The sequence below is a fragment of the Bradyrhizobium sp. Mp27 genome, from assembly GCF_029953005.1.
GTDB classification, from domain to species: domain Bacteria; phylum Pseudomonadota; class Alphaproteobacteria; order Rhizobiales; family Xanthobacteraceae; genus Bradyrhizobium; species Bradyrhizobium barranii.
Window position 1 is genome coordinate 1 of sequence record NZ_JASAUS010000170.1, and the last position, 13,935, is coordinate 13,935.

At 62.4% G+C, this 13,935-nt stretch carries 20 protein-coding genes and 8 pseudogenes; 20 read left to right on the plus strand and 8 right to left on the minus strand.

Features of this window, described 5'->3' with window-relative positions:
- Positions 1 to 365 precede the first annotated feature (365 nt).
- Positions 366 to 653: pseudogene (locus QJT78_RS42855) on the plus strand (glycosyltransferase family 4 protein); the annotation flags it as partial.
- 278 nt (positions 654 to 931) lie between these two features.
- Here the strand turns inward: QJT78_RS42855 and QJT78_RS42860 are convergent.
- Together QJT78_RS42860 and QJT78_RS42865 are read right to left on the minus strand one after the other, a co-directional pair.
- Positions 932 to 1,567, minus strand: coding sequence for an isochorismatase family cysteine hydrolase (locus QJT78_RS42860; protein ID WP_028153688.1), 636 nt, complete (start codon positions 1,565 to 1,567; stop codon positions 932 to 934).
- Between the two features lie 69 nt (positions 1,568 to 1,636).
- The gene (locus QJT78_RS42865) at positions 1,637 to 2,113 is read right to left on the minus strand and encodes an MOSC domain-containing protein (protein WP_028153689.1); all 477 of its coding nucleotides are present in this window, start codon (positions 2,111 to 2,113) and stop codon (positions 1,637 to 1,639) included.
- Between QJT78_RS42865 and QJT78_RS42870 the strand changes: the two are divergent.
- The 3 genes and pseudogenes from QJT78_RS42870 to QJT78_RS42880 all read left to right on the plus strand — a co-directional run.
- Positions 2,100 to 2,378, plus strand: a pseudogene (locus QJT78_RS42870) (PAS domain-containing protein); the annotation flags it as partial. The gene QJT78_RS42865 and the pseudogene QJT78_RS42870 sit on opposite strands and share 14 nt — an antisense overlap.
- A gap of 58 nt (positions 2,379 to 2,436) precedes the next feature.
- Positions 2,437 to 2,667 (plus strand): hypothetical protein, encoded by a 231-nt coding sequence (locus QJT78_RS42875; RefSeq protein ID WP_028153690.1) that lies wholly within the window; start codon positions 2,437 to 2,439, stop codon positions 2,665 to 2,667.
- Between the two features lie 32 nt (positions 2,668 to 2,699).
- A complete protein-coding gene (locus tag QJT78_RS42880; RefSeq protein WP_240537784.1) occupies positions 2,700 to 3,257 on the plus strand; it encodes a hypothetical protein in 558 nt (185 codons plus the stop codon).
- Here the strand turns inward: QJT78_RS42880 and QJT78_RS42885 are convergent.
- Entirely contained in the window at positions 3,254 to 3,520 is a 267-nt protein-coding gene (locus tag QJT78_RS42885) for a SemiSWEET family transporter (protein WP_028153692.1), read from the minus strand. The two genes, QJT78_RS42880 and QJT78_RS42885, sit on opposite strands and share 4 nt — an antisense overlap.
- A 105-nt stretch (positions 3,521 to 3,625) precedes the next feature.
- Between QJT78_RS42885 and QJT78_RS42890 the strand changes: the two genes are divergently transcribed.
- From QJT78_RS42890 to QJT78_RS42905, 4 genes are read left to right on the plus strand one after another with little or no spacing between them, the layout of a single operon-like run.
- A complete protein-coding gene (locus QJT78_RS42890) occupies positions 3,626 to 4,201 on the plus strand; it encodes a phosphatase PAP2 family protein (protein WP_049807988.1) in 576 nt (191 codons plus the stop codon).
- Entirely contained in the window at positions 4,188 to 4,793 is a 606-nt protein-coding gene (locus QJT78_RS42895; protein ID WP_028153694.1) for a cupin domain-containing protein, read from the plus strand. Before QJT78_RS42890 ends, QJT78_RS42895 begins: the two co-directional genes overlap by 14 nt.
- Entirely contained in the window at positions 4,790 to 5,137 is a 348-nt protein-coding gene (locus tag QJT78_RS42900) for a DUF3147 family protein (protein WP_028153695.1), read from the plus strand. The genes QJT78_RS42895 and QJT78_RS42900 overlap by 4 nt, the downstream gene beginning before the upstream one ends.
- On the plus strand, positions 5,134 to 5,610 hold the full coding sequence (locus QJT78_RS42905; RefSeq protein ID WP_240537783.1) for a DUF3147 family protein: 477 nt from the start codon (positions 5,134 to 5,136) through the stop codon (positions 5,608 to 5,610). The genes QJT78_RS42900 and QJT78_RS42905 overlap by 4 nt, the downstream gene beginning before the upstream one ends.
- 18 nt (positions 5,611 to 5,628) lie before the next feature.
- Here QJT78_RS42905 and QJT78_RS42910 read toward each other — a convergent pair whose 3' ends face one another.
- The gene (locus QJT78_RS42910; RefSeq protein ID WP_028153697.1) at positions 5,629 to 6,144 is read right to left on the minus strand and encodes a ferritin-like domain-containing protein; all 516 of its coding nucleotides are present in this window, start codon (positions 6,142 to 6,144) and stop codon (positions 5,629 to 5,631) included.
- Positions 6,145 to 6,211: 67 nt separating this feature from the next.
- Here QJT78_RS42910 and QJT78_RS42915 point away from each other — a divergent pair, with 67 nt between their 5' ends.
- A complete protein-coding gene (locus tag QJT78_RS42915) occupies positions 6,212 to 6,418 on the plus strand; it encodes a hypothetical protein (protein WP_038945130.1) in 207 nt (68 codons plus the stop codon).
- Between the two features lie 124 nt (positions 6,419 to 6,542).
- Here the strand turns inward: QJT78_RS42915 and QJT78_RS42920 are convergent.
- Positions 6,543 to 6,811: pseudogene (locus tag QJT78_RS42920) on the minus strand (DNA ligase); the annotation flags it as partial.
- Between the two features lie 585 nt (positions 6,812 to 7,396).
- On the opposite strand from QJT78_RS42920, the gene QJT78_RS42925 reads away from it, so the two are divergent.
- On the plus strand, positions 7,397 to 7,852 hold the full coding sequence (locus QJT78_RS42925) for a YidB family protein (protein ID WP_028153700.1): 456 nt from the start codon (positions 7,397 to 7,399) through the stop codon (positions 7,850 to 7,852).
- Positions 7,853 to 7,887: 35 nt separating this feature from the next.
- Positions 7,888 to 8,043: pseudogene (locus tag QJT78_RS42930) on the plus strand (GlsB/YeaQ/YmgE family stress response membrane protein); the annotation flags it as partial.
- Positions 8,044 to 8,120: 77 nt separating this feature from the next.
- Here QJT78_RS42930 and QJT78_RS42935 read toward each other — a convergent pair.
- Positions 8,121 to 8,300 (minus strand): hypothetical protein, encoded by a 180-nt coding sequence (locus tag QJT78_RS42935; RefSeq protein ID WP_028153701.1) that lies wholly within the window; start codon positions 8,298 to 8,300, stop codon positions 8,121 to 8,123.
- Positions 8,301 to 8,327: 27 nt separating this feature from the next.
- On the opposite strand from QJT78_RS42935, the pseudogene QJT78_RS42940 reads away from it, so the two are divergent.
- Positions 8,328 to 8,471 (plus strand): annotated as a pseudogene (locus QJT78_RS42940) (SDR family oxidoreductase); the annotation flags it as partial.
- A gap of 289 nt (positions 8,472 to 8,760) precedes the next feature.
- Positions 8,761 to 8,970: pseudogene (locus QJT78_RS42945) on the plus strand (hypothetical protein); the annotation flags it as partial.
- Between the two features lie 186 nt (positions 8,971 to 9,156).
- Here QJT78_RS42945 and QJT78_RS42950 read toward each other — a convergent pair.
- Positions 9,157 to 9,547 (minus strand): annotated as a pseudogene (locus QJT78_RS42950) (3'-5' exonuclease); the annotation flags it as partial.
- Here QJT78_RS42950 and QJT78_RS42955 point away from each other — a divergent pair.
- From QJT78_RS42955 to QJT78_RS42985, 7 genes are all read left to right on the plus strand, one after another.
- Positions 9,476 to 9,868, plus strand: coding sequence for a hypothetical protein (locus tag QJT78_RS42955; protein WP_240537782.1), 393 nt, complete (start codon positions 9,476 to 9,478; stop codon positions 9,866 to 9,868). The pseudogene QJT78_RS42950 and the gene QJT78_RS42955 overlap by 72 nt on opposite strands.
- Positions 9,869 to 10,146: 278 nt before the next feature.
- Positions 10,147 to 10,587 carry a YhjD/YihY/BrkB family envelope integrity protein gene (locus QJT78_RS42960; RefSeq protein WP_240537781.1) on the plus strand — a complete coding sequence of 147 codons (441 nt, stop codon included), beginning with the start codon at positions 10,147 to 10,149 and terminating at the stop codon, positions 10,585 to 10,587.
- Complete coding sequence (locus QJT78_RS42965) at positions 10,584 to 10,760, plus strand: hypothetical protein (RefSeq protein ID WP_212491428.1); 177 nt, start codon at positions 10,584 to 10,586, stop codon at positions 10,758 to 10,760. The genes QJT78_RS42960 and QJT78_RS42965 overlap by 4 nt, the downstream gene beginning before the upstream one ends.
- Before the next feature lie 9 nt (positions 10,761 to 10,769).
- On the plus strand, positions 10,770 to 11,000 hold the full coding sequence (locus QJT78_RS42970; protein ID WP_240537780.1) for a YhjD/YihY/BrkB family envelope integrity protein: 231 nt from the start codon (positions 10,770 to 10,772) through the stop codon (positions 10,998 to 11,000).
- A 180-nt stretch (positions 11,001 to 11,180) separates the two neighbouring features.
- Entirely contained in the window at positions 11,181 to 11,456 is a 276-nt protein-coding gene (locus tag QJT78_RS42975) for a hypothetical protein (RefSeq protein ID WP_028153704.1), read from the plus strand.
- Positions 11,457 to 11,706: 250 nt separating this feature from the next.
- Entirely contained in the window at positions 11,707 to 11,955 is a 249-nt protein-coding gene (locus QJT78_RS42980; RefSeq protein ID WP_155258143.1) for a hypothetical protein, read from the plus strand.
- 373 nt (positions 11,956 to 12,328) lie between these two features.
- A complete protein-coding gene (locus tag QJT78_RS42985; RefSeq protein WP_028153705.1) occupies positions 12,329 to 12,607 on the plus strand; it encodes a LysR substrate-binding domain-containing protein in 279 nt (92 codons plus the stop codon).
- A gap of 682 nt (positions 12,608 to 13,289) precedes the next feature.
- Here the strand turns inward: QJT78_RS42985 and QJT78_RS42990 are convergent.
- Positions 13,290 to 13,935 (minus strand): annotated as a pseudogene (locus tag QJT78_RS42990) (hypothetical protein); the annotation flags it as partial.

The window sequence follows — 13,935 nt, forward strand, 5'->3', positions numbered from 1 at the left end:
CGCTCCATTGCCTCGATCGCTTGAGGGGGCGGAACGTCATGGTGCTTTAGGTGCATCAGCCAGCTCTCGCAGAGAGCATTCTTCTGAAACCAATCGGCAATGAGGCGGCGTTGCTCGATCTTCATCAAGCCGCCGCCCGGCTTTGCTTGTGGCCATTCGTGCGCGCTTGCCCGTTGAGCTTTTTCGCGTTCGCCTTGATCTTGTGCGCCGCGCGACCGCGTGGGTTCTTCGGACGGGGCTCGACTGCGTTCGCCTTGGCCTGTCCCTGGCGGACCGAGACTTTGCCCAGCCGCTCCAGATAGTACAGGTTCAGCCTGATCTGCTGCGGTGACAGCCCGGTGTCGCGCGCGAGCGCCGAGATCGAGATCCACGCTCACATCGACTGGCTGCCCCTTGCGCTGCTCAGTCGGCTCGGCGTGCCCTTCGTAACCACCATGCATGGCCGGCTCGACCTGCCGGGCCTTTCCGAGGTGCTGCGGCAGTTTCCCGGCGGGGGCTTCGTGTCGATATCGGACCATCAGCGTCTGCCGTTGCCTGAGGCGAATTGGATCGCCACGATCCAGCACGGACTGCCATCGAACAACTTTCGCCCGTCTTTCGATCAAGGATCCTATTTGGCGTTCCTCGGCCGCCTGACCGCGGAAAAGGGCCCCTTGCTCAGGACTTGGACGGTGCGCCGGTCGTCGCAGCCGGTGGTGGCGGCAGGTTCTGGGGGCGAGCTTCGCGGCCATCACTTCTAGAACCGCGATCGTGTCCCGCTCGGTCGTACCGTCGCTTCGCCACAGGCCTTGTCCAGGTGCGCGGACGAAACTCGTCGCCCCGCCGAACCTGTCGGTGAGCTCCTGCAGGAAGTTGTCGAACCATTCCGTGGAAACCGGCTCGCCCTTGCCGGTCTGCGTCGGAACGAGGATCTGCACGACATAGGAATGATTCATAAGAGGGGCCTGGCCCGGCCGTTGGCCGGCCAACTGGCGAGAAGCGTTTCGGTCGTGACGCATTCCACCTGCTGGCCGAACCGGTTTATGTAGATGTTCATCATGGAATCATGCGTTTCGTCTGCCGAGCTGCAGAGCGCATCGGCGATGAGGATCGCGCGGAAGCCCCAGTCGACCGCGCCCAATACGGTCGCGAGCACGCAGACGTCGGTTTCGCCGCCTGTGATGACGACCGTTTCGACGTCGGCTTCGCGAAGCTGCGCGTGAAGCGCGCTCCCGGTCCAAGGCGAATAAACATGCTTGTCGAAGGTGCGCGCGGGCGGCACGAAGCGGGCGAGTTCCGGTACCAGGTCCACCATTTCTGGCCCGAGCTTATCGATGGTCATCGAACTCCAGCGTTCGTAGTAGCGCCGCCACATGCCGGCGCCCTGGCCTGGGCTTTGCGCCGGAATGAACCGCGTGAAGATTGTCCGCTCGGGATGGGCGGAGGTGATTGCGACGACGTTCGGCAGGACGAGCGGCAACCACGGCATCGTCCAATCCGTGCCTCCCGCGAACATCCGCTGCATGTCGACGCAAAGATGAACCGCATTCCGGGGAGCGCCGTAGCGGAGGTCGTCACCTTTCGTCATGGCCCTTTCCTCAAAAGTCAGCTCCAACGGAGGTGTAGAGGCTTTGGTTCCTCCGGGCCTGCCAACGGGCTACAGCGAAGGAAGACGCTTCTGACATCCGTCGGGCAGGATGGCGCGCGCAAGATCGCCGGCTGCCACCTGTCCGCCAGCTCGCACCACGCCCAAGACGCCGCATCTGAATGCAGGGTCCGTTTTTGCCGACGACACGACCTGCCTTTTTAGGCCGGTCCTGAAGCGGTCGATGAGCACGCAGGGCGTCCGCAGGCCGGTCAGCTCGACGACCGCCGTAGGCCCGAGTTCGATGCGCGTGCCGAGCGGCATCTTTTCAAGGTCGAGGCCGGTGATGTTCTCGCCGAGTTGTCCGGGCCCTATGTCGTAGCCCGCCTCACGGACAGTCGCGAAGAGCTCGCTTGGCATGAGGTGGACTTGACGTAGGTTGGGCAGACGAGGGTGTCGCCGAGCAGCGTACCTGTGCCGCACATATTCGCCGGCGTGGGCGTCGCCGTCGACGCCGTGCCCTTTCACCAGCGTAATGCCGTCCTGCACCGGCTTGCTGCGGCATACTCAGAAGCTGTTCCGGCTCCTTGTCCAGGGCGTCACCGACTACGCGATCTATCTGCTGGATACCCAAGGCAACATCGTCAGTTGGAACGCCGGCGCGGAGCGCATCAAGGGGTATCAGGCTCACGAGATTGTCGGTCAGCATTTCTCCCGTTTCTACGCGCAAGAGGACGCCGCCGCAGGTGCGCCCATGGAGGCGCTCGCCACCGCGTTGCGCGAAGGCAAATTCGAGCGCGAGGGGTCGCGCCGGCGCAAGGACGGGTCGTCGTTCTGGGCCCACGTCGTGATCGACCCGGTATACGACGCTGATGCAGGAGGCTTGCCATTCCGCGCACCGTCTCGACGACATCGACCGCTACGATCTCGAGATCCTGCTTGCGGGCGAAGGCCAGCAGGCGCTGCGCGTCGGGGCCCTCGCGGATCCGAATACGCAAGACTTGTCGGCCGGCGACTATGTCCGGATTTTCGTGGCCGACACCAGTAGTGGCATGGACAGCAAGACCCTCGCCCGGGCCGTCGAGCCGTTCTACACCACCTAGGGGGGCGGACGCGGAACGGGCCTGGACTGCCGATGGTGCATAGCGTCGCGGCGCAGTCCGGCGGCCGCCTTACCTTGAAGAGCGTCAAGGGCAAGGGTACGACCGCCGAAATCTGGCTACCTCGCGACACCAGTGGACAGGTATCGCGACCTCATGGGGGAATGGATCGGCAAGCCGAGGTCAGCCCGACGGCGAAAGCGTTGATCGTGCTTGTCGTAGATGACGACCCGCTGGTTCTGCATAACACGACGGTGGCTTTGGAAGACGCTGGTCACGAACCGGATCGAATCCTCGTCAGGCCAGGCCGCGCTCGATATGCTCGAGGCCAGGCCCGCGGTGGACATCGTGGTTACCGACTACCTCATGCCCGGCATGAACGGCCTGCAGTTTGCGGAGAGAGTGCGCGCAGCGGCCGGACCTGCCCGATCCTGATCGCCTCGGCCTACGGGGACCTGAGTTCCTCGGACCTGAAATTGCCGAAACTGCAGAAGCCGTTCACGCAGCACGAACTGCTTCAGGTGATCTCCGCGACCCTGAATGATGCGGACAGGGACGGCTCGAACGTGCACGTGTTGCGACGTCGGCCTTAAGCGCACAGATCCCGTATCTTGCAGCCCAGGACTATGCCGGAGAGCGTCGCGCCGACCACGTTGGCCAGCACGATGACCCAATCTTCCCGGATCAGGCCGTATACGGTCCAGAGGCCGAGCCCGAGCGTCAGCGCCGTCAGCATGCCGAGCGAAAGATCGTCCGTGGAATTGCGCGGCCAGGCTTTCCGGAGCTGCGGAATGTAGGAGAGCGAGGCAAGGAAAGCGGCAATGCTGCCGACGTAGGTGGAGAGAGATCCGGACATGGTCCGTCAACGAGGGGCGAGTAGCGGCCGTTCCTCGGCGCGAACGCTTGGCACCTGGAGAACTGCCGCGCGTTATAGGATTCCCTATTGAACATCAGAGGATCGATGTCCCTTCTCACCGTGAAACCGACCAAGTTCGACGAGAGGATCGCGCGGACGGTGGCGCGCAAGACTAACCGTCGTGCGGAGACGGTCGCCCGCGGGTTGACCTGGGGCGCCGACGAGAAAATCCTTCTGGTCTTGGCGGCAGCGGGTTGGGTCCTGTCCCGAACGCAAGGAGAGCCGCTGCGCCGCGCCGGCAATCATGCCCTGCTTGTGGCCGCCACGGCCTCCGTGTTTCCGCACTTGTTGAAGACGGTCTTCGACCAGACGCGTCCGGACCGGAAGACGGTGTTGGGGCATGTTCACGGGATCTCCTTCTCCGGCAAGCGCGAAGACGCCTTTCCGTCGGGACACGCCCTGCACATGGGAGCGCTGGCATCGGCCGCGGGGCCGCTGCCGGCGGGGCCCCGCTGGGCGATACGCGCGCTGGCGGTGGGCCTTTGTCTGACGCGCATCGTCGTATTGGCGCACTGGGCGAGCGACGTCGTCGCCGGCTTCGCCCTTGGTGCGGCGCTCGAACGAATGCTTCGCCTCTGGACCGGCTATCCCATCGAGGAGACAGATGATGCCGCTACTTGAGCACTTGAAGGAATACGCCGAACGCGCCACCGGTCTTCGTCGTCCGGGCAAGCGTTGGGCTTCAGAACTGCCTCGTCCGCGGAAGCCACACGTGGTCCGCTTTAGGGATGACGGCCTTGTGCCCAACCACCCGCGCTGGTCCCTGATGTTCTACCGAAGCGCCGTCAGCCTCGACGAGCAGCACGATCCTGCGGCGGTGCTCGAAGATCTGTTCGAAGCCAACGGATGGGGGGATAGCTGGCGCGACGGCATCTACGACTATGTTCACTACCATTCGAGGATCCACGAGGTCCTCGGGATCGCGCGCGGCAAGGGGCGCGTCCGCTTAGGCGGCAACAAGGGACGGATCTTCACGTTAAAGGCCGGTGACATCCTAGTCCTGCCCGCCGGGACCGGCCATCAATGCCTATGGGCGGACAAGGACTTCCTGGTCGTCGGCGCCTATCCCTCGACAGGCACCTACGACGAGTGCACGACCGTCGAGGACCGTCCTCGCGCGCTGAAGACCATTCCGAAGGTACCGCTCCCGCGCAAGGATCCAGCCTACGGCGCCGCAGGGCCGCTCAAGAGGCTTTGGAAGAAGCCGAAATGAGCGAGTACGTCATCCGTTTCCTGGTCGGCGGTGCCGTCGTGTCGGCGTTCTCGATGCTGGGCGACGTGCTGAAGCCGAAGAGCTTCGCCGGCCTCTTCGGGGCGGCGCCTTCGGTCGCGCTCGCGACGCTGGGCATCGCGATCCATCAACACGGCGCCGTCTACGCCGGGGCCCAAAGCCATTCCATGATGGTCGGCGCGATCGCGCTGGTGGTCTACAGCATCCTGGTCTGCCAGCTCCTCATGCGCGCCGGGATGCGGGCGTTGCCGGCTACGATCGTCTCGATCGTCGTCTGGTTGGGCGCAGCCTTCGGCCTATGGGCGATCGCGGGAGGGCAGGCGTGAGGCTCCCGATCAAGGTCTCGCTCTCGTCGCTGCAGGAAGGGCGGTGGTACGAATACTTGGTACGTTTCGGCCTCGGCGGCGCCGCCACCGTGTTCACGGGATTGATCAGTAGTCGTTACGGAGCCTCGATCGGAGGTCTCTTTCTCGCGCTCCCGGCTATCTTCTGCGCCAGCGCGACCTTGATAGAGAAGCACGAACTCCGTCGCAAACGGAAGGCTGGTCTCGAGGGGAGGCGGCGAGGGCGGGAGGCTGCCGCGCTCGATGCCGCCGGTGCCGTGCTGGGCGCTCTCGGTATGCTCGCCTTCGCCGCTGTGTTCTGGCTCCTCGTCGAGCGGAGCGTTGCAGGCGCGTTCATCGGCGCTTCGCTGGCTTGGCTGACTGTGGCCATGGCCGCTTGGTTCGTGCGCCGGCAGGTCCGCCTTACCCGATTGGCTCAACGAGACAGCGGCCCCGCGATGTCGCGGAGCCGCTGAAACCGCCTTGAAACTCGATCAGGCCGCGCTCGAAGCCTTGGCGTTGACGCCCTTGCGCAGCGCCACCGTGTTGAGCTTGGTATTGGCCGCCTTCTCTTCGTTCAGATTGGTAGTGAGGAAGCGCACGATATCATCGTGGCCAAGCTCCTCGGCCCAGGCGATCAGCGTCCCGTAGCGGCACATTTCGTAGTGCTCGACGGCCTGCGCGTTCGCGACGATAGCGGCGTCTAGCACGGCCTTGTCCTCGATCTCGCCGGCGGTCTCGTCGGCCTCCTTGATGATGCCGTCGATGGCGGGGCACTTGGTTCCGCTCGGCTCTTTGCTGAGCTTCGCGAACGCCTTCTCGAGCCGCTCGACCTGCCTGTTGGTCTCTTCCAGATGGTTCTTCAGGCCGGTGACGAGATCGCGATTGGTGGCCTTGTCGATCATTTTCGGCAGCGCTTTAAGGATCTGCTGCTCGGCGTAGTAGATGTCCTGCAGACCGTGAATCAGCAGGTCTTCCATGGTTTTGATGTCCTTGGTGAAGATACCCATAATTCGATCTCTCCTCTCGCATGATGGCAATGGAACGCTCCTCGGTCCTTGGCGGTTCCTTTGTGAAATGGGAGAAACCGATGTCGATAAGTCCGAGACCTTCGCCGCGCTGCTCGGGTGGGCGGCCCTAGACGTGTGGGGCGACATACCGCGCGACATCCAGGAAGCACTGTTCGAGACGGCGTTGAAGGGCCGGGAGGACGACCGCCAAGAGCTTGCCCGTCTCCTGCACGACCGCCATCCGCGCACGCTACACCCGGTCAAGCCGAGCTAGGAACTGCCCACCGCAACCGGTGTGGACGGCGCTGCGGTTGCGTTTTTGAGGGGCGTCATGGCTGAAGATGCTCAAGGACCTAATCGCGAAAGCCGAGAACGAAGGTTTCAAGCTCGCGCCGTTCGTCGGCGCGCTTGGCCAAAATGCCTTCGAGGCCCTTGCGCTCCGCCTCGGCGAAGAATTTCTTTCCGCTGCCTTTGCGATGCTTGCTGAATGCGATCAACTTGTAACGCGACAGGACGGCCTTGAGCCGCTTCTTGCGTTCAAGTAGCGGCAGCTTCCGTAGTCCTCGGCGTCCGCGAACATCAGGTCGAACGCGCGGTAAAGGAGCGTGGCCCCGTCACGCAGCGCGTTCTGTAGCAACTCGAAATGCGAGACGCCGTCCTTGCCGATTTTGCCGAAGCGCCGATTGCTAACGAGCAGCTCTTTTGTACGGGTCGTCCCGACGCTGCGCCGTCTCTGTGCTTCGGTCGAGCTGCACACGCTCGCTGCGGCGCAACCTTCCGGCCTTCATGACGCCATAGAGAATTGTGCCACCCAGGATGAAGGCGCCGATAAACATCATCCAGGAGCCGTCACCGAGGTATCGCCGAGTAGCATTCCGACGCCACTGTTTCCCATTTTCGCTCTCGCTGTTTGTCTCGAGAGCCAAGCCCGGAGCGGAGCGGTGTTCCCAGAGTTCCGCACAGCAAGCCTTCCTCTCGAAATCCTACCTCCTCTTGGAGCGTGGGTAGGAACGAATTAATCAGAGGCTGCGGTCGTTGGGAATCGCGCGATGAGTATCTTTCGTGCTCTTGCTCTGGCCATTCTTTTTCCCGGCCGCTTTCGCGGAGGATCTGCTGGCGGAGCAAGCGAATCCGGCCGGGGCAACGCCCGGTGTGACTTCAAGATCCGGCGCGGCGGGCTGCGTACGCGTGCCTAGGAACAGAACCGATGCGTCAGAGTTCGACTGTTGAATCCTTATCATGGAGCTGCAAGATGACCCGCGGAATGCCGTCCATGACTGCGCTTTTGGGACTGCTCGCCATTGCCGGATATCAGAATAGAGACAAGCTGGCGGAGTTGCTAAAGGGCCCGGGAGCGGGGTCGCTAGAACCCCCTAGTTCTCAACAGCCGCTTGGCGGGCTGCTCAGCAATCTTACGGGCATGCTCAGCGGGGCCGGCGTCGGCGGATTGCTTCAAGGAGGGATCAGCGAGCTGCTGGAGAAATTCAATCAAAATGGTCGCGGTGATGTAGCTCAGTCCTGGATCGGCACAGGGCCCAATAAGGACATTTCGCCTCCGCAACTGAGGGAAGCAATCGGCCCAGACGTGTTGGAAAAGCTTGAACTGGAGACCGGACTTTCTCAAGAGGAGATTCTCGCAAGGTTATCTCGTGAGCTCCCCTCAGCAGTCGACAAGTATACGCCGGAGGGACGCTTGCCCAGCCCATAGTCTTGAACTGCCGCCGCGTCGCTTCGATCGTCTTCGGAATCGTTGGTGCCTTCGTTGCGACTTACCTTGGAGCAGCCCTCGGCTGGTATTGTCCTGGCGAAGGCGCAGGGTTGATCAGAGCCGTGGTCGGCGCGGTCATCCTGCTGTTTGTCTATGGCTTCGTGGTCGGCAGACAACGGCGCGCAATCTGAGCTAAGGCGCAGATGCCCATCCAAACGGGCTCCGCGTGTGGCCGCTGCTGATCTACGTGATCCGCGCCGCCGCTCCGTTAGCCCGATTGGGGAGACCTCACTTTGGCGGTGGCTGCCTCGGCGGCATTAATGCCGGCCTGCCTCACCTTATCCAAGGCTTCGGCACCTTTGTCGCCGGCTTCTGCGATCACTGCATCTGAGGCTTCGCGCCAGGCCAGCGATACCGCGCCGGCGCGACGATTAACGTCGGCCTTCACGTCGTCGGCAACTTTGCCGATATATTCGTTCTCGATTTCGGCAAGCAGGTGCCGATGAAGCGAGCTGGACAGCCGGCGGAGTTGGCGACCGCCTACGTCATGCTCGCTGACCCGCTATCGAGCTACACTTCCGGCACGACGGTCGCGGTGACCGGAGGAAAACCCTTCATCCGAATGGCAGGCCTCAAGCATCCCGTGACCCCGGACGGTCGCTACTTCGTGGTGCGCGGAAAGCTCTGGCGGATGAGCAACCCTTGTCTTGCTGCGGACGAGAAATCCCGGTTGGTGAAGCAACTGATGAATGCGCGCCGCGCGGTGAAGGCGGCCAAGGCGGCTGGAAGCCTGGAAGCCGAGACTGCGGCGCATCGCCTTGTGGACGAAGCGAAGCGCAGGCTGGGAGAGCCCAGCGGCGCGCGAAGCCAACGGCGTTAGTCGACGGCGCCTGGCCAAATGGCCAGCGACGCAAGCTGGTATTTCGGATGAGGAAGCGCCCTTGTATGCCGAGGGCATCAGGCGGGGCGGTACGCTGGTTTCGGCGCGCGTACCTGACGCGGATCGAGCGCGCCTGGAAGCGATCCTAAATCAGTCCGCCATCAACCTGCGCGACCGCAGTGCGGCTTGGCAGAAGGCAGGATGGAAGAGCTTCCATCCGCCCAATGGCCCGGATTAGGTGCGCAGAGAGCGGCAGCTCTACCAAACTCAAACGCGCTGACTTGTGGCGGCCCGCCTCGGCGGGCCTTCCCGCCTTTCGAAACGCATTTCGGTTATGCCGCGCTCGCGTGAAGTTTGTCTTGCTCATCGATCGCTCTCAGTACTCGAAACATACGATTGGGGACTTCGAGGCGAATCGTGCACGCTAGATCCTCGCCGAGAAGCGGGTGAAAGGCTGTCAGCGTCTGCAGCCGCGGCTCGAAGTCACGCAGGTAGATCTCCGCTTTAAGGAACGCGATCTCGTCGTTGAGGGCGGCCTCGTGGACGTCGATGCACCAGGACCGGGGCAGGCCGTCGCTTCCATCGGACCAGCGGTAGCCGCGCCGTTTCAGGGAATCCTTGAGTTCGAACGGCGACTGCTCCGCCCAGACCCGCCAGGTCTTCTTGCGGGCTGTCTTGAGGAGGAGCGCGAGCGCTGGCGAGCCGGTCGTCGGCAAATCGAGCACGAGGACTTCGAGCAGGGCGTGGCAATCGTCGACCGCTCGGTGCGCCTGGTGGAAGAAGCCCGCTCCGTTCAACAGGTAGCCGAGTTGCGCATCCGGCTGCTCGTCAAATACCTAGCCGTCCGCCAACGAGGCTCCGCATCGATGCCGCTGCGCCGCTGTACTTGGAACCCGGGTGACTGGCGCTGGTTGAACCGCATGACTGCAAAAGTTCTCTACGAAAGCCCCAACGGCGACATCTGGCGGCTGGTGCGCGATCCGCAATCCGGAGGCGCGCTGGTGGAGCACCAGCCGAACGCCAGCTCCGGCGGGCGGACGTCACGAACCGACATAGGACAATTCCTGCGAGCAGGCGGCCGCGGCCCTGAACACCAGGCTCTGCTCGCGTTGATCGGTACGCTGGTCGACGACTGACGCCCTCCCGGAGCCGGCACCATGGTCTTTTTCTTTTCCAACCGCCTGGGCTGTCTCGGCTCGCTGCTGATCTCCGCTCTTGTCACAGTGGCGTTACTCTTCTTGTTCGGAATGCTCCGATTCTGAACCGACAGCTTCAATCGCGATCGGAACGCGGATGTGCCGGACGAATTGGTCCAGCGTGCCGCGCGAAATGCCAGCCTGCGCGGCCTCGCCTCCAAGCCCCTTAGTACCCAAAGAAGGGGCCGCGCTCAGGATTTGGCGGGGGACAGGAATTCATGGGACGGCTGTGGCGGATCCTGACGACGGCAGTCTCGGGTTTCTTGGCCAACGATGCCTTGAGCCGCGGGGCGGCCATCGCTTTCTACGCCGCAACCTCGCTGGCGCCGGTGCTGCTGATTGTGGTTGCGATCGCGGGTCTTGTCTTCGGGCAGGACGCCGCCCGCGGAGCCATCAGCGAGGAGCTCGGCCAGCTCCTAGGTCCGACCGGCGGCGACTTCATCAAGTCCATCCTGGAACGATCCAGCGATCCGGCCTCCGGAACCATCGCGACGATTCTTGGCGTCGTCACCGTTCTGATCACCGCCTCCGGCGTGTTCGGCGAGATGCATACGGCGTTGAATGCGACCTTCAAAGCCAAGCCGCTCGATGAGCCGATCTCGGCCTTGCTCCGGACCCGCGCGGCCAGTCTGGGCCTGGTCGCGCGCTCGGCTTCATGATGGTGGTGTCGCTGGCCGCCAGCACCGCGTTGTCAGCGCTCGGTAGCGTCTTCGAGGGACTGTTCGCCGGCAAGATCCTGTTGGCGGTCCTCAACGCCGTCGTGTCGCTGGCCATCTTCACGCTTCTGTTCACCGCGATCTACAAGGTGCTGCCCGACACGGCGATACCCTAGCGCGAGCTGGTGCTGGGCGCGTTCGTCACGGCCGTGCTGTTCGCTGTCGGAAAATCGCTGATCGGAATCTATCTCGGCCGCGCGGCGCCCAGTTCGCCCTATGGCGCGGCCGGCGCGCTGATCGTCCTCATGTTCTGGACGTACTATTCGGCTCAGATATTCCTCTTCGGGGCCGAGCTTACCAAGGCCATCGCCGACGAGCGCGCGCCCGCCGAATCGCCGGGCTCGAAACGAACCTGACAGAGCATGAGCGCATCTGAAGGTCTGACGTGTTGGAGCCCTTCAAATTGTCGCTTCTGTAACAATCCCGCTCGCCACGCATTGGTCTGCGAGACAGAGCATCGAACCAGATGACGACATGCCGAGAAGCAAGGAGTTCCTGCTCGAGCAGATAGCCCGTGCGAAGCGCTTCGCGGGGCCATGAACACCGACGCCGACCGGGAGCGCTTCGAGAAGATGGCGGCGAACTATCGACGCGAACTGGACGCCGCCGAAGCCGAGGGCCGATCGTCAGCGTCCCCGACCGCATCCGGAGACGCGGTTCCGACTAACGATGCCGTTGCGGCCCAGCCCGGCGGCTCTGATGCGGCTGCGCCGGCGTCCGGTTCGACGGACGACGGTTTTGGATGTGTTCCGATCGAGGATTTCGGCCTGTTGAATGATTTCGGGCGGTACCAGCGGATATTCGCCTCATGATCCTCTTGATGAATTTCTTCGTGACCAGATGGTCGATCACGCGCCGCGGTATTCCATCGCGGGACGTGTTGTAGCTCGGTTCATGACCCCAGAGCTGCCATTCCGGGTGTGCAGACGCATAGAAGCCAGCATCAGTCTGCCTGCAAACCAGCAGCCTTGATGGGACCTTCCCAGCGCGCGATCTCCCGTCAGTCAGGCGCTCAAGCTCGTGTGGCACTCCTTCGAAAGAAGGCGCTGGCGACCGGCAACCATGGCAAGCTCCGATCCACGCCGCGGTTGGTGGAACGCAATTTCTCCCGTCTCGGGGCCGGTGACTAGCACGCCGTCCGCCATGGACGCCGAACATGGTTTTGGTGACAATGTTGTTCAACTCATAGAACTTGGATTTTTGGTCGATCAGCTCGGCGTCATTACTGTGGTGCCTCAAACGATGATCGAAGCTGCAGCGCTTGTCGGCCTCAACAAAGCTGATATCGTCGCGGCATGGAATGCTCCATGAAATGTATCGCCGGATCGTCTTGGGCGCTGGATCTTGTAAACCATTATAGGCGCTTCGCCGGGAAGCAGCCGGTCCATCCCTTAGCGCATATCAAACTCGGCATGAACACTTAAGTAGGGCTAGCAGCGGTCAGTCAGTGCGCTAAGTCGACTGCCAGCAAGCCCCCGGATTCGCCAATCATTCAACCGCTAGTTCCCAAGGACTCGGCAAGATAATCAGCAAAGGCTGTCGCCTTTCTTGCGCGTTGGCGCCCGTTGGAAATACGGCGTATGCTTCAATTGGATCGAACAGATAATCCGTGAGTAGCCGAACCGACTGGGCGAATTGGCCGCATGGCGTTGGCATTGACGACGCCTATGTCACACACGGTCCCGTGCTCAATCGTGCGAGCATGGTTATCTATGCCGCGATCAACAGGCAGGGTATCGCTCTCGGTCGCACGACACTGGCGGCTTGGGATCTGATCAACGGTCGGCTGGTGTTGCCTTTCCCGGAGTCGTTGCCGCTGTCCAAAGGCTATTGGATAGTCTGCCCTAAAGCGTCCGCGTCGCTGCCAAAGATCGACACCTTTCGCGACCGGCTGCTCGCGGAGGCGTCGATCGACCTACGCCAGCTCAAATCGCTCGGGACCTCGAAGCCGAAGGGGCGGTAAAGCCGTCGTATCGCTTCTGCGCGATGACGCTCGGTACGATCTTGAGCAGGGGAACTCAGTCCCTCATTTGGCGCACACCGTCAGGAACAGAAGGCCCCATACTTTTGTTCTATCGTTCAGATTCAACGATGGAGAGGGCTATGACTACTACCAGGCTTATGATCTTGGGCGCGGTGCTCGTCTTCAGTACCAGCTCCGTGCTTGCTGGTCCCTGCAACACGGCGAGCCGCGATGCAGGATCAGGGAATGTCCCGGGCTATACCGGACAAACCACCGGATCCACGGCAACTGATTCCAAGGAGCATCCGCCGACATCTTCGATGAGCAAAGTCACAGAGCATACCGCAACGTCGTCGGAAGACGCGCAGCGCCAGATGCAGAGCCAGCCTACGGCTGCCGAGCAATCAACTGCGACCCAACCCGCACCCTGCGCGCAGGCACCGGATAGGACAGCAGGCACGATCGAGCAGACCCGCCCCGCACCCACTGAACAATCAAAGAAGGCGACGGCTGGCGCGGCCGAGCCGGCACCGTCCCAGAAAAAGGCGACGGACTGCTAGAAGCTCGGGAATAATACTTGAACGGCGAGCGTACCGAGGGCTGGCCGAACGCTTAGCCCTCGACTAGCCCAGTCCCAATTCGAGCATGAACAATTCGACAAAGTTCATGTACTCGAGACAGGTCATCTGGAACTACCGGTATTTGGGATCGGGTTCTTTGGCTCGGAGCTGGCAGCGGTCTCTCGAAGTATTGCGCTGGCAGCCTGCAGATCCGGTGTCGCAAAGCCCTCGGTAAACTGACTATACAGCGGGGCGAGCAGGTCGTGAGCCTCGCCGCGCCGACCCTGCCCTCTCCAAACTCGTGCAAGATGTGTCGCTGCGCGCAATTCCCACAGCTTGGCGCCTTGCTGGCGCGCCGTTGCAGCGGCATGCCTGAACTGTGCTTCCGCGGCGATTGGGTCGGGCTTAGGCAACTGCAACATCAGCTCGCCCATGATCCGATGGAGTTCGGCCTCGAACCATCCCTCGCCGGTTTCTTCCACGCGGTCCAGCGCGTTTGCAACTATCTCCAAACCTTGCTCCACTGCGCCCAAACAGGCGTTCGCCTCAGCCTGCAGGCCGAGGAAATACGGTTCATAGAGACCAGCCCCGGTGGCGCGCCATCCCGGAAGGCCCTGCCGAAGCTGCGTGAGCCCTGTCTCCGCTTCCCCCGACTGAGTCAGATGGGGTATTCGGCCTGTTGCTGAGCCCCGCGTTAGCAGGGTGCTGCGCTTCAGGTTGATGATAAACGTGGTCTGTTTTCGAACAGCCACAAGCATCAGACGGAGA